The organism is Amycolatopsis sp. lyj-346 (assembly GCF_046548975.1).
Taxonomy (GTDB): Bacteria; Actinomycetota; Actinomycetes; order Mycobacteriales; family Pseudonocardiaceae; genus Amycolatopsis.
Genome location: NZ_JAJPWT010000009.1, coordinates 266,981 through 280,206, shown reverse-complemented (window position 1 = coordinate 280,206; position 13,226 = coordinate 266,981). Strand labels below are relative to the sequence as shown.

At 72.5% G+C, this 13,226-nt stretch carries 13 protein-coding genes; 2 read left to right on the top strand and 11 right to left on the bottom strand.

The window, feature by feature from the left end:
* Positions 1-45: 45 nt before the first annotated feature.
* From rnc to rsmD, 9 genes are all read right to left on the bottom strand, one after another.
* The gene (gene rnc / locus ACLJQE_RS26285) at positions 46-792 is read right to left on the bottom strand and encodes a ribonuclease III (protein ID WP_410642017.1); all 747 of its coding nucleotides are present in this window, start codon (positions 790-792) and stop codon (positions 46-48) included.
* 13 nt (positions 793-805) lie between these two features.
* On the bottom strand, positions 806-988 hold the full coding sequence (gene rpmF, locus ACLJQE_RS26280; protein WP_013223689.1) for a 50S ribosomal protein L32: 183 nt from the start codon (positions 986-988) through the stop codon (positions 806-808).
* A gap of 86 nt (positions 989-1,074) precedes the next feature.
* Entirely contained in the window at positions 1,075-1,668 is a 594-nt protein-coding gene (locus ACLJQE_RS26275) for a YceD family protein (protein ID WP_410642016.1), read from the bottom strand.
* Between the two features lie 108 nt (positions 1,669-1,776).
* Complete coding sequence (locus ACLJQE_RS26270; protein WP_410642015.1) at positions 1,777-2,505, bottom strand: DivIVA domain-containing protein; 729 nt, start codon at positions 2,503-2,505, stop codon at positions 1,777-1,779.
* A 114-nt stretch (positions 2,506-2,619) separates the two neighbouring features.
* A complete protein-coding gene (locus tag ACLJQE_RS26265) occupies positions 2,620-3,303 on the bottom strand; it encodes a hypothetical protein (protein WP_410642014.1) in 684 nt (227 codons plus the stop codon).
* Positions 3,303-3,803 carry a SigE family RNA polymerase sigma factor gene (locus tag ACLJQE_RS26260; RefSeq protein ID WP_410642013.1) on the bottom strand — a complete coding sequence of 167 codons (501 nt, stop codon included), beginning with the start codon at positions 3,801-3,803 and terminating at the stop codon, positions 3,303-3,305. The genes ACLJQE_RS26265 and ACLJQE_RS26260 overlap by 1 nt, the downstream gene beginning before the upstream one ends.
* A gap of 63 nt (positions 3,804-3,866) precedes the next feature.
* Positions 3,867-4,571, bottom strand: a complete 705-nt coding sequence (locus tag ACLJQE_RS26255) for a ribonuclease domain-containing protein (RefSeq protein WP_410642012.1) — start codon at positions 4,569-4,571, stop codon at positions 3,867-3,869.
* Between the two features lie 133 nt (positions 4,572-4,704).
* Positions 4,705-5,190, bottom strand: a complete 486-nt coding sequence (gene coaD, locus ACLJQE_RS26250) for a pantetheine-phosphate adenylyltransferase (RefSeq protein WP_410642011.1) — start codon at positions 5,188-5,190, stop codon at positions 4,705-4,707.
* A 43-nt stretch (positions 5,191-5,233) separates the two neighbouring features.
* Entirely contained in the window at positions 5,234-5,794 is a 561-nt protein-coding gene (rsmD, locus tag ACLJQE_RS26245) for a 16S rRNA (guanine(966)-N(2))-methyltransferase RsmD (protein ID WP_410642010.1), read from the bottom strand.
* Positions 5,795-5,918: 124 nt separating this feature from the next.
* Between rsmD and ACLJQE_RS26240 the strand changes: the two genes are divergently transcribed.
* Positions 5,919-8,033, top strand: coding sequence for a HelD family protein (locus tag ACLJQE_RS26240; protein ID WP_410642009.1), 2,115 nt, complete (start codon positions 5,919-5,921; stop codon positions 8,031-8,033).
* A gap of 103 nt (positions 8,034-8,136) precedes the next feature.
* On the opposite strand, the gene ACLJQE_RS26235 is transcribed toward ACLJQE_RS26240, so the two are convergent.
* The gene (locus tag ACLJQE_RS26235) at positions 8,137-8,577 is read right to left on the bottom strand and encodes a MarR family winged helix-turn-helix transcriptional regulator (RefSeq protein ID WP_410642008.1); all 441 of its coding nucleotides are present in this window, start codon (positions 8,575-8,577) and stop codon (positions 8,137-8,139) included.
* Between the two features lie 76 nt (positions 8,578-8,653).
* Between ACLJQE_RS26235 and ACLJQE_RS26230 the strand changes: the two genes are divergently transcribed.
* Complete coding sequence (locus ACLJQE_RS26230; protein ID WP_410642007.1) at positions 8,654-9,052, top strand: nuclear transport factor 2 family protein; 399 nt, start codon at positions 8,654-8,656, stop codon at positions 9,050-9,052.
* A 193-nt stretch (positions 9,053-9,245) separates the two neighbouring features.
* Here the strand turns inward: ACLJQE_RS26230 and ACLJQE_RS26225 are convergent, their stop codons facing one another.
* A complete protein-coding gene (locus tag ACLJQE_RS26225) occupies positions 9,246-13,016 on the bottom strand; it encodes a hypothetical protein (RefSeq protein WP_410642128.1) in 3,771 nt (1,256 codons plus the stop codon).
* Positions 13,017-13,226 lie beyond the last annotated feature (210 nt).

Genomic DNA, 13,226 nt, shown 5'->3' with positions numbered 1-13,226 from the left:
CGCTACGGAGGGAGGGCGGCGGAAGTCAACGGGGGTTCCCGCTGATCAGGACTCCGGTTCGGCCTTCTGCGCCTCGAGTTCGGCGGACAGCGAACGCCAGGCCGTCTCGGCGGCCTTCTGCTCGGCTTCCTTCTTCGTCGACCCGGTGCCGTGGCCGAGGGGACGGCCGGCGACCAGCACCGTGGCCGTGAACTCCTTGCGGTGGTCCGGCCCGGTGTCCTCGACCTTGTACTCGGGCACGCCGAGACCGGCCGACGCGGTCAGCTCCTGCAGGCTCGTCTTCCAGTCGAGCCCGGCCCCGCGCAGCGGCGCTTCGGCGAGCAGGCCGTCGAAGAGGTGGTGCACGAGCTTGCGCGCGATTTCGATGCCGTGTTCGAGGTACGCGGCACCGATCACCGCCTCCAGCCCGTCGGCGAGGATGCTCGCCTTGTCCCGGCCGCCGGTGAGCTCTTCGCCCTTGCCGAGCAACAGGTGCGCCCCGAGCCCGCCTTCGCCGAGCCCGCGCGCCACCCGCGCCAGTGCGTGCATGTTGACGACGCTGGCGCGGAGCTTCGCGAGCTGACCTTCGGGCAGGTCGGGATGCGTGTTGTACAGGTGATCGGTGACGACGAGGCCGAGCACGGCATCACCGAGGAACTCCAGCCGCTCGTTCGGCGGCAGTCCCCCGTTTTCGTACGCGTACGAACGGTGGGTCAGCGAAAGCCGGAGCAGCTCGGGGTCGAGGGTGACCCCGAGCGCTTCGAGCAACGGCGCCGGATCGGCTGCGGGTCCCCCGGGCGTCTTGCCCCCCATGTCGGCTACCCGATCAGGCGGGCTCGACGACCTGGCGACCGTTGTGCTGGCCGCACGACGGGCACGCGATGTGCTGGAGCTTCGGCTGCTTGCAGGCGCGGTTGGAGCAGGGCACCAGCTGCACCGGAGCCGCCTTCCACTGGCTGCGGCGGGAGCGCGTGTTGGATCGCGACATCTTCCGCTTCGGGACGGCCACGAGTAGATCTCCTTATGACGGTCTGCTCGCGGTGCGAGCGAACTTTCTCACCGGATCGAGCTGGACGCTCGTCAGGCTTGCTCTTTTCAGCTGGGTCCTTGCGCAGGCTTTTCGCCCGCGTTCTCGTCGAAGCGCTCGACCAGTGCGGCCCACCGAGGGTCTATCTTCTCATGCCCGTGTCCGGGCTCGAGATCGGCCCACTTGACGCCGCACTCCGTGCAGAGCCCGGCGCAGTCTTCGGTGCACAGCGGAGCCAGCGGCAGAGCCAGCACGACGGCGTCGCGCACGATGGGTTCGAGGTCGATCCGGTCGTCGATCAGCCGGGGGATCTCGTCCTCGTCGGTGGTCTCCTCCGTGACCGACCCCGGGTAGGCGAACAGCTCCTGGACCTCGACCTCGACCTCTTCGGTCAGCGGGTCGAGGCAGCGGGCACAGGTACCCGTCGCCAGGGCTTTCGCCGTGCCGCTGACGAGGACGCCTTCGACGACGGATTCGAGGAGCAGGTCGAGTTCCAGCTCGGAGCCCGCCTCGATGGTGATGACATCGGGGACGCCGAGCGGCGTCTCCACCGGCACGCTGCGCTGGACGGCGCGGCTGAGGCCGGCGTGACGACCGAGCTCACGGGTGTCGATCACCCACGGGCTGCGGTCGTCGAGCTGGGGGGTCTTGTTCTCGGACATCCTGTCCAGGGTACGCACGGGCCGCCACCCCTTTTGACCTGGCACCCGGGTGGGCGGCTCGAGCGGCGTCAGCCGGTGGTCAGTCACGGGGAGCGGCTGAGAAGCTCGTCACACCTGGTAGTCGTACAACGTCGGCCGCCCGCCCGAGCTGGGCAGGTTCGCCGGGGACCTCAAGTGGTTGCGCCCCGAGTCGACCGTTCGCAGGGTCGTGGCCAGCAGCTCCGAGAACTCCGCCAGCTTGCCGTCGACGTACGCGTCGCAGTCCGCTCGCTGGCGGTCGGCCTCCGAGTGGGCCTCGTCGACGATCCGCGCCGATTCCGCGTGGGCCGCCTGGACGACCTCCGTCTGGGCGACCAGGCGGGCCTGCTCCGCGCGGCCGTCCTCGATGGCGCGGTCGTACGCGTCGCGGCCGGCCTGGATCATGCGCTCGGACTCCGCCCGGGAGCGGTCCGTGAGGTTCTGGTACTCCGCCTGGCCCGCCGCCACCGTGCGGTCGGCCTGGTCGTGCGCGTCGGCGAGCATCTGCTCCGCACGGGCACGCGCGTCGGCGAGGATGCGCTCCGCCTCGTCCGTGGCCTCGGCGATCGCGCGCTCGGCCTCGGCGTTCGCGCCCGCCACCGTCTCGCCGGCCTCCTTGCGGGCCGCGTGGATCAGGTCGTCGCGCTTGTCGAGCACGTCCTGGGCGTCGTCGATCTCCGCCGGCAGTGCGTCGCGGACGTCGTCGAGGAGTTCGAGCACGTCCCCCCGGGGCACCACGCAGCTGGCCGTCATCGGGACGCCGCGCGCCTCCTCGACGATCGTGACGAGCTCGTCGAGCGCCTCGAAAACCCGGTACACGGCAACTCCAATCCCCTGTCGCTGTGCCCCAGTCTGCCCGCATCGGGCGCCGAAGCGGTGAACGCCACCGGCACCGGGCGTGTCCCCCTCGGCCACGCCCGGCACCGGGCGTGGCTACCGCAGCACGAAGGCCGGATCGGAGATCACCTGCGTGAACTGCTCCTCGGTCAGCGGCAGCTCCGGCAAGACGACGACGGTCACGGTCGAGCCGTCCGGGCGGTACAGGAACCCCTCGTGCAGCCACGGCACGAAGACCCCCGGGCTTTCCTCGCGACTCAGCCAGGACATCACCAGTTCCTGGCCGCCGGGCAGCGGGGAGCGGGTGCAGAGTGTCGCCCGGACGGGCTCGGAGCAGGCCCGGCCGGCCGGGACGACCTGCTGGGAACTCCGTGCGCCGCGGACCGTCAGCTGCAGGGACCCCGGCCGTCCGGCCGCGTCGACGACCAGGGCCGACGTGCTCATCCGGTCCGGGGTGACCGCGTCGGAGTACGACCGGCCCACGGTCAGGCTCCGCCGCCCGGGCAGCACCCGGGCGAGTGCGTCGGTGAACGCCTGGTTGATCCGCGCCTGTTCGGCGGGCGACGGCGGCAGGTGCGGGGCCGCGGGCTGCGCCGGGGCGGGTCCGGGGCCGAAGAGGAGCGCGGCCACCACGGAAGCCGCCGCGACGGCCGTGACGGCGATCCCCGCCCAGCGCCGCCGGGTGTGGCGCGCGGCCCGGTCGGCGACCTCGTCGGTGTCGAAGCCGAGCGGCGGTTCCGGGACGTCCACCTCGCGCAGGCGGGTTTCGAGGTCGTGCATCACGCGCTCCTCTCCGCGCTGTGCTCGAGCACGCCCCGCAGGGTCTCGAGCCCGCGGGCGGCCTGGCTCCGGACGGTTCCCTCCGAGCAGCGCAGCACCTGCGCGACCTCCGCCGCCGGCAGGCCGGCGCAGTAGCGGAGGACGACGGCGGCGCGCTGCTTCGGCGGAACCTCGGCGAGTGCGCGCAGCAGCGGGCCGGAAATCCCGGTCTCCGGCGCGGGAGAAGGCTGGTCCGGCACGACGCCGTCACGGCGTTCGCGACGCCGCCACGGCCGCCGCTGCTCGTCGAGCCAGCAGCGCAGCAGGACCTGCCGGGCGTAGTTGTCGACGGGCCCCCGCCGGGTGATCCTCGGCCAGACGCGGTACAGCTTGACCAGTGCGTTCTGGACGAGGTCCTCGGCCAGGTGCCAGTCGCCGCACAGCAGGTACGCCGTCCGTCTCAGCGCGAGGGCCCGCGCCCGGGCGAACTCCCGGAAGTCCGCGTCGTCCGCAGCCCGCATCGCGCCTCCTCGTCCTCGTCCCGGTGTACCTCACGGACGAGGGGGCGCGGCGCGTTGCACGGATCAGGAATTCAGGTCGATCCGCTTGAAGGTGGCGTAGCGGTCGGGCGTGTAGGCCAGTTCGCCCGCCTTGCCGGAGATCACGCGGTCGTTCGTGCCGACGGCGAAGAGCCGGTAGTAGCCCGACGCGCAGGACGGCAGCACACCCTCGCGGTTCTCGTAGGTCGTGCCGGTGGCCGCACCGCTGCGGACGTTGTTCACGACGGTCTTCGCCGCCGACGACAGCTGCGAGTAGCCGATCTTCGCCAGGCCCGAGAGGTCGCCGCAGGCGTGCGTGCCGCTGCCGCCGCCGACGTCGATGACCTTGAAGGTGGCGTAGTGGTCACCGGTGTAGAAGTACTCGCCGGCGCTGCCGGTCACGATCCGGCGCGTGCCACGGGTGGTCGAGCCCGGCGTCGGCACCGTGTACTCGTGGTAGTAGCCCGACGCGCAGGCCGGGAGGATGCCTTCGCGGTTGTCGAAGACGACACCGTCGTTGTCCGGGTACGGGAACGGCCCGTCCGTCTGGATCAGGTTGTACGTCGTCGTCGCCTCGGGCGGCAGCGCCGAGAGCGTCGTGTGCGAGAAACCGGCGAGGTTCCCGCAGGCGTTCTGCGCGACGACGGCGGGGGCCACCGCGGAGGCCGCGGAGGCCGTGGTGACCCCGGCGAACAGCGTCGCCAGGAGCGCGAGCAGGACGGCAGCCAGGCGCGATCGGTAGTTGGTCATTTTCGGACCGTAACCCGATCGGATGTTCCTCAGGAGACGCCGACGTGAACTCCCGCACCACCGGGCCGAAATCCCGACGAACGGAGGGGGCCGAACGACGGGAACCGGACACCGCGGGCTCCCCTGTGGAGGGTCAGTTCCCCAGCTTCGGGAACTTCTCCGAAAGCCGCTCGTAGACGATCGGCGGGACGAGGTGCTCGATGTCGCCCCCGAGCGCGGCGACCTCCTTGACCAGCGAGCTGGACACGAAGCCGTACGCCGGGTTGTTCGCCATCAGCAGCGTCTCGACGCCGGTGAGCTCGCGGTTCATCTGCGCCATCTGCAGCTCGTAGTCGAAGTCGCTGACCGAGCGCAGGCCCTTGGCGACCGCCGCGATGTCGTGGTCGCGGCAGTAGTCGACCAGCAGGCCCTCCCACGAGTCGACCCGCACGTTGCCGAGCTTCGCGGTGATTTCGCGAAGCATGTCGAGCCGTTCGGAGACCTCGAAGAGCCCCTTCTTCGACCGGTTCACCCCCACCGCGACGACGACCTCGTCGAACAGGCGGCTGGCCCGTTCGATGATGTCGAGGTGGCCGTTGGTGGCCGGGTCGTAGGAACCGGGACAGACCGCACGCCGCATGGCGCGGACGCTACCGTGCCGCACCCGGTCTCCGCCGCGTTATTCACGACACAGCCGTGTACTCCGCCCAGAAGACGGCCGTGTCGCCGTACTTCTTCGCGCGCGTCGGCTCGAAGCCCGGCGGCCAGTCCGGCTCGCCGTCGCGGGCGGCGCGCTCGATCACCACCAGTGCCGACGCCGCCAGCCAGCCGCCCGCGGCCAGCGCGGCCAGCACGGACCCGAGCGCGGCCGCGTCCACGGCGTACGGCGGGTCGGCGAGCACGAGGTCGAACGCGGCGGGCGCGGGGGCCGCGACGACCGCCTCGACCTGCCCGGCCCGGACGGTGCCGCCCAGGCCCAGCGCCGCGACGTTGCCGCGCAGGACGTCCACGGCCCGCCGGTCGGACTCGACGAACAGGGCGTCCGCCGCGCCGCGGGAGAGCGCTTCGAGGCCGAGCGCGCCGGACCCGGCGTAGAGGTCGAGGACGCGGCTGCCGTCCAGTTCGCCCGCCGTGCCGAGGGCGTTGAACAGGGCTTCCCGCACGCGTTCCGACGTCGGCCGGGTGCCCTTCGGCGGCACCTTCAGCCGCCGTCCGCCCGCCGTCCCGGCCACGATCCTGGTCACCCCCCGATTGTGGGGGGACGCCGCGCCGCGCGGATGACCGGGACACGGGTGTCCCCGCCCGGGCCACCGCGTAGAGTCGTTCTTCGCCCTCGGAGGCGATCCCAACGCTGTCAAGGAGCCATGCGTGTCCGAACCTCGGGTCAGACGGGCCGAGATCGCCATCGAACAAGCCCACGTCGATCGCGTGTACACCCGTCTGGACGAACTGAAGATCCAGGCCGAGGCGATGCGCACGAAGGGCTATGAGATCGGCCAGGGCGCGCAGCGCGAGGCGATCTTCGAGCAGGCGTCGATGCTGTTCGAGCGCGACATGATGGTCCACCACGCCAACCAGACGCTGCAGTCGCTCGACGCCGAGTACGAAGGGCTCGTCTTCGGCAGGCTCGACCACCTCGACACCGAGCGCGTGTACGTCGGCAGGCTCGGCATCCGCGACGCCGAGTTCGACAACCTCGTCACGGACTGGCGCGCGCCGGCCGCGGCCGCGTTCTACCAGGCCACGGCCGAGGAGCCGATGGACGTCGTGCGGCGGCGCGTGATCCGCTGCTCGGGCCAGAACGTCCTCGACGTCGACGACGACGTCCTGATGGCCGACGCCGTGCCCGAGGACATGCAGATCGTCGGCGAAGGCGCGTTGATGGCCGCCCTCGGCCGCTCGCGCGGCGAGAAGATGCGCGACATCGTCGCGACCATCCAGAAGGAACAGGACGAGGTCATCCGGGCGCCGTGGCGCGGCGTCACCGAGATCACCGGCGGGCCGGGCACCGGCAAGACCGCGGTCGCCCTGCACCGCGCCGCCTACCTGCTGTACCGCTACCGGCGTCAGCTCGGCGGGGCCGGCGTGCTGGTGATCGGGCCCTCGGGCGTGTTCACCAGCTACATCTCGCGGGTCCTCCCCTCGATGGGTGAGACGAACGTCGAACTGCGCGCGCTCGGCGAAGTCCTCGACGGCCTGGAGGCGACGCGGCAGGACGCGGCGCCGCTCGCCGCTGTCAAGGGGTCGCTGCGGATGCGGAAGGTGCTGCTGCGGGCGCTGCGCGACACGCCGCCGGAGGCGCCGGAGGAGATGCGGATCGTCTACCGCGGCGAAGTCCTGAAGCTGAACGCCCGCGAGCTGGAGAAGGTCCGCCGCAAGGCCCACACGCAGGGCGCGCCGCCGAACCGGCAGCGGATCCGGGCGGCCGAGATGCTGCTGGACGCGCTGGCGGCGAAGGCCGAGGAGCACGCGAAGGACGACGGCAGGCCGTTCGACCGCGCCGAGCTGGTCACCGACCTGGGCGAGCGGATCGACTTCCACCGCTTCCTGGTCGTCTGGTGGCCGGTGCTGTACCCGGCGCAGATCCTCAAGTGGCTGGGCGAGGAGAAGCGGCTGGCCGCGGCGGCGAAGGGCATTCTGAACCGGCACGAGATCTCGATGCTGGCCGCGGACTTCGCGGACCGGTCGCGCGGCTGGTCGATCGCGGACGTGGCGCTGCTGGACGAGCTGCGCGTCCTGCTCGGGCCGCCGCCGAAGCGCAAGCGGCGCCAGGTGATCGAGGCCGAGCCGGAACGCTCGGGCCGGGCGCCGACGCGGCCGGAGCACTACGACGAGTACTCGCACGTGGTCGTCGACGAGTCGCAGGACCTTTCGCCGATGCAGTGGCGGATGGTGGGCAGGCGCGGCAAGTACGCGAGCTGGACGGTGGTCGGCGACCCGGTGCAGAGCTCGTGGCCCGACCCGGCGGAGGCGGCTTCGGCGCGGGACCAGGCGTTCGGTGTCAAGACGGCCCGGCGGCGGTTCACGCTGCGCACGAACTACCGGAACTCGGCGGAGATCTTCGACCTCGCGGCGAAGGTCGTGGCCGGGCACGCGGAGGCCGGCGAGCTGCCGGTGGCGGTCCGCCGCACTGGGGTGGAGCCGGAGGTCCGCCCGGTGGAGGCGGCCGGCCTGGCCTCGGCGACGCAGGCGGCGGTGAAGGAGCTGCTGGGCGCGGTGGAGGGCACGGTCGGCGTCATCACGGCGATGGACCGGGTGCCCGAGGTCGCGGGCTGGCTGTCGGGCCACGCGGAAGAGCGGCTCAAGGTCGTGGGCAGCCTGGATTCGAAGGGCCTGGAGTACGACGCGGTGGTGCTGGTGGAGCCGATCGACCTGATCACGGAGTCGACGACCGGCCGCCGCGTGCTGTACGTGGCGCTGACCCGGGCGACGCAGCAGCTGATCGTGCTCGCCTCGAACCCGGACTGGATCCCCGCCGCCTGACGCCCGGTCGGCCCGAGCGCCCCAATGTGGCCTTCGGTGCGTCCAACGCACCCAATGTGGCCTTCGGTGCGTTGAACGCAACCAAGGCCACCTTGGGGCGCTGTCAGTCCGGCTCGTGGTGGGCGAGGACCTGGCGGAGCAGGCGTGCCAGGGTCTGCCGGTCCTGCCCGGACAGTGGCGCGAGCAGGTCGTCCTGCACGCGGTCGAGCACCTCGTCCATGCGCCGCAGCTGTGCCGTGCCGGCCGCGGTGAGCGTGATCCGGTTGCGGCGTCCGTGGCCGGGGTCCGGGGTGCGGTCGACGAAGCCCAGTTCGGCCAGCTCGCCGACGGCCGTGACGACGTCGCTGCGGTCCACGCGGCACCGGCGGCCGAGCTCGGCTTGGCTCGACGGCCCGAACTCGTGGAGCGCGGCGAGCATCCGGTAGTGGTACCCGCGCGCCCCGGCCTCGGCGAACCCGCCGGACACCAGCCGGCGGGCGTGCACGGCCAGCTGCGTGATCAGCCAGCTCGGCTTCGCCGTGAGGCGTTCGGGAATCTCCTCCATGCGCAGCCACTCTAATGGTGTTGGTGAGACCAACACTATGGCGGTAGTGTTGGTCCCACCAACTTCAAGGAGACCGATGTCCGCCGACGACCGCCTCGAGATCGCCGACCTCTTCGCCCGCCTCGCGAACCTGCTGGACGAGTGCCGCCACGACGACGCCGGCGACGTCTACCACCCGGACGTCGTCGCTCGTTCGCCGCGCGGCGAGATGCACGGCCTCGAAGAGGTGATCGCCTTCCTGAAGCGCAGCCAAGTCGAGGGCCTCCGCACCCAGCACGTGCACGGGGACGTCCTGGTGGACCTCGACGGCGACCACGCGAAGGCCACCGCCAACCAGCTGGTCCACTTCTTCCGCGACGGCGAACCGCCGCACCAGAGCAGTGGCCTGCGCGTCAGCTGCACCGCCGCGCGCACTCCCGCGGGCTGGCGGTTCGACGCCATGACCGTCGCGCTCGCCTGGACCCGGGAGCAGTAACAGCAGTAACAGCGGTAAACGCTGAAGGGCCCCTTCGCGGAGCGGGAGGCGGGTTCCCGTGTCCTCGAAGGAGCCCTTCAGACCCCCGGTGAAATGAACGTCGTGGGACGAGCTCGTCCGAGGGCATGTCTAGTCGATCCGGGTTGTTCGGTGTCCGCGCTCCGGCACCGAACAACAACGCCGAACAACCCGGTCAGGGGCAGGGCGGGGTGTACTCGAGGTCCGGGAAGCTCTCGTTCCACTCGGCTTCGGTGATCCGGGGTGACACGGCCGCGCAGATCCGCTCGGCCGCCCGGTCCGGATCGCCCTCCCAGAACCGCACCGTGCCGTCCGCTCCCCCGCCCGCCAGCGTGTGGCCGTCCGGGGCGTACTGCGCGATGTAGATGCGGTCGCGCTGCTCGGGCAGGACCGCGTACGGCGTCGCCGCGGCGACGTCCCACAGCCGGATCGTCCGGTCGTAGCTGCCGGACGCCAGCGTCCGGCCGTCGCCGCTGAAGGACACCGACATGACGACGTCCGTGTGGCCGTCCAGGACCACCGGCGGCGGCACGTTCGCCGGGTCCGCGACGTTCCAGAGGCGCACCATGCGGTCGGCGCTCGCCGTGGCGACGTGCCTGCCGTCAGGGCTGTAGGCGACCGAGAAGATCGTGTCGGTGTGCCCCGCCAGCTTCGCCAGCGGCCGCGGCGCCCGGGGCGCCGAGATGTCCCAGAGCCGCGCGGTGTGGTCCCAGCCGGCGGTGGCGAGCGTCCGGCCGTCGGGGCTGAAGGCGATCGTGTGGACGTCGTCGTCGTGGCCTTCGAGCTTCGCGATCTCGACCGGCCGGGCGCGGTCGGCCAGGTCCCAGAGCCGGGCCGTGTGGCCGTCGCCCGCGGTGGCCAGCAGCCTGCCGTCCGGGCTGAACGCGACCGCGTCGACGTCGTCGTGCAGCCGGTTGAACACCACCGGCGGCCCGGGACGGGCCGGGTCGGTGATGTCCCGCAGCGTCATCGTGTGGTCCCAGCTGCCGGTGGCCAGGGTGCGGCCGTCCGGGCTGACGGCGACGCCGCAGACCGCGTCGCCGAACCCGCCGATCGTGGCCAGCGCCCGCGGCGCGCGCGGGTCGGTGCGGTCGTACAGCCGCACGGTTTCGTCGTACCCGCCGGAGGCCAGCAGCTTGCCGCCGGGACCGAAGGTGACGTGGCACGTCTGGGCCGTGTGCGCGGAGATGGCGGGGCCGGGCAGGTCCCAGAGCCGGGCGGACTGGTCGTCGCTGGCCGTGGCGAGGGTGCGGCCGTCGCGGGTGAACACCGCGGAGACGACCGCGCCGGTGTGCCCGGGCAGTGACTGCAGCTCCCGCGGCTGCCGCGGGTCGGCGACGTCCCACAGCCGGGCCGTGCGGTCGAAGCCGGTGGTGGCGAGCGTGCGCCCGTCGGCGGTGAACGCCACCGAGCGCACCGTCGCCTTGTGCGTGGTGAGCGACGCCAGCGGTGCCGGGTGGGCCGGATCGGCGACGTCCCACAGCCGCGCGGTCTGGTCCTGGCTCGCCGTGGCGAGGACGGGCCCGCCGGGGCGGAACGCGACCGAGTGCACGACGTCGGTGTGCCCGGCCACGACGCCGAGCTCGCGCCGCGAAGCGACGTCCCAGACGCGCGCGGTCTTGTCGGCCGACGCGGAGGCGAGCAGCCGTCCGTCGCCGCTGAAGGCGAGGTTGTTGACGTAGGAGGTGTGCCCGGTCAGCTCCCCCGACGGCCGCGGGTGGGCGGCGTCGGTCGTGTCGTAGAGCCGGATCGTGCCCTTGACGTCGGCGGTCGCCAGCAGCGGCCCGGCAGGGCTGAACGCGACGGCGTAGGCCTTGCCTTCGTGCTGCTCGATCGTCGTGCCGGGTCCCGGCCGTGCCGGGTCGGAGACGTCCCAGACGCGGACGGTGCCGTCGAAGCCGGCGGTGGCGACGGTCCGGCCGTCGGGGGCGAAGGCGACGTTGTTCACGTTGCCTTCGTGGCCGGCGAGCACGCCCAGCGGCACCGGGTGGCGCGGGTCGCGGACGTTCCAGAGCCGGGCGGTGCCGTCCCAGCTGGCCGTGGCGACGACCTGCCCGTCCGGGCGGAGGGCGACGGTGTTGACCCGGCCGGTGTGCCCGGTGAGCCGCGTCGCGTAGGGCGAGCCGAACATGCCGAGCAGGCCGCTGCGCTCCTCGGCCCCGGGATCGAGGCGGTACGCGGCGAGCGCGAGCTGCGCGGCCAGCGCGGGGTTGGTGGCGCGCATGGCGAGCGCCTGGCCGGCGACCTTCTGGGCGAGCGCGTCGTTGCGCTGGCGGGTGGCCGTGGTCTCGGCGCGCACGGCGTAGAGCGTGGCGGCCACGGCCACCAGCAGCAGCACCGCGAGCAGGGCGACCAGCTGGCGCAGCCGGCGGGTGCGGCGGCGGTCGCGTTCCTGCTCGGCGTGCTCGACGGCGAGGCTCGCGTCGAGGAACCGCCGTTCGCGCCGCGACAGCGCCGCGTCCTGGCGCGCGGCCCACTCCCGGGCGACGGCCAGCCGGGTGCCGCGGTAGAGCCAGCCGGGGTCCTCGTCGACGGACTCCCAGGCGCCGGTCGCCTCGGTGAGCTGCCGGTGGACACGCAGGCCCTCGCGGTCTTCGGTGAGCCACTCGCGCAGCCGCGGCCAGCCGCGGATAAGGGCCTCGTGGGCGATCTCGATGCCGGTTTCGTCGAGGGTGACCAGCCGGGCCGCGGCCAGCTCGGCGAGAACCACGGCGGTGTCGGCGTCGTCGGCGTCGAGCTCGGCGCGGCCGATGCGCCGCTTGGTGTCTTCGGTGCCTTCGCCGAGCGCGGTCATGCGGAGGAAGATCTGCCGCGCCAGCCGCTGCTGACGCGGGGAGAGCTTCGCGAAGGTGCCTTCGGACGTCTGCGCGATGGCCCGCTCGATGCCGCCGGTCGACTCGTACCCGGCGAGGGTCAGCGTGGTGCCGCGGCGCCGCCGCCAGGTCTCCAGCAGCGCGTGCGACAGCAGCGGCAGCACGCCGGGCTGGCCGGTGGCGTCCGCGACCAGCCGCGAGACCAGTGCGTTCTCGACGCGGTAGCCGGTGTCGACGGCGGGCCGCGAGATCGCCTGCCGGAGCTCCTCGGTCGTCATCGGGCCGACCAGGACCTGGGCGTCCTGCATGGCCTCGGCGAGCTCCGCGTGCCGGGCGCAGTGGGTGTAGAAGTCGGTGCGGATGCCGAGGACCACCCGGGTGCGGCTGCCCGGTTCGGTGGTCGCGGTGACGAGCGCGTCGAGGAAGCGGGCCCGCTCCTGGTCGTCCTGGCAGAGGGTGAAGACCTCCTCGAACTGGTCCACGACCAGCACGAGGTCCTCGCCCCCGCGCTCCACCAGCTGACGGGCGGCGAGCCCGAGGTTGCGCGGGTGCGCGGCGAAGTCGTCGAGCAGGGCGCCGGGCGCGACGCCGAGCGCGGCGGCGAACTTGACCGCGCACTCCTGCAGCGGCCGGTGCCCCGGGGTGAGCAGCACGGCCGGCCCCTTCACCGAAGGCAGCAGACCGGCACGCAGCAGGGACGACTTCCCCGAGCCGGACGCGCCGAGGACGGCGAGGAAACGTTGTCTCCCGAGCCGTTCGACGAGTTTCTCGACAAGCCGTTCCCGGCCGAAGAATCGACCCGCGTCGGCCGGGGTGAAAGCAGCCAGCCCGACGTATGGCGGAATTTCCCCTGGTTCCGGCTCCGGCGGTGAATCGGCACCGTCCGCGCGCGACTCTTCGGCGACGGCGTGCCAGCGTTCCTCCCATTCCGCCGTCACCCCGCCACAGGCCCTGACGTAGGCCAGCGTGACCGCCAAGCTGGGGAGTTTCCGCCCGCCGGCGGCCTCCGAGAGCGTGCCGGCCGAGTAGTGCGCCCGCCGCCCGAGCTCGCGGTAGGTCGGATTTCCGGCGCTCTCGCGCAAACGCCGGAGATCCGCGGCGAATTCGATCAGCAGATCGTCGCCGGGATCCAAAGGTCGCTCGGGACGCGGCACCCGTCCTCCCGTTTCTCATTTTCCGGTTCGCCCACCGTAGCCAATCCCGCGCGGCCGGGTGCGGGAATCCCGCGGCCGGCCTCACGGCACGGCGCACCGGCCGCACCCGACCCGGGCGTGAAGATCGTCACGCCCGGGAGCCCGGACGGCCCGGCGGGAAGCAATGACGGCACCGGGGCGTTGACCCCG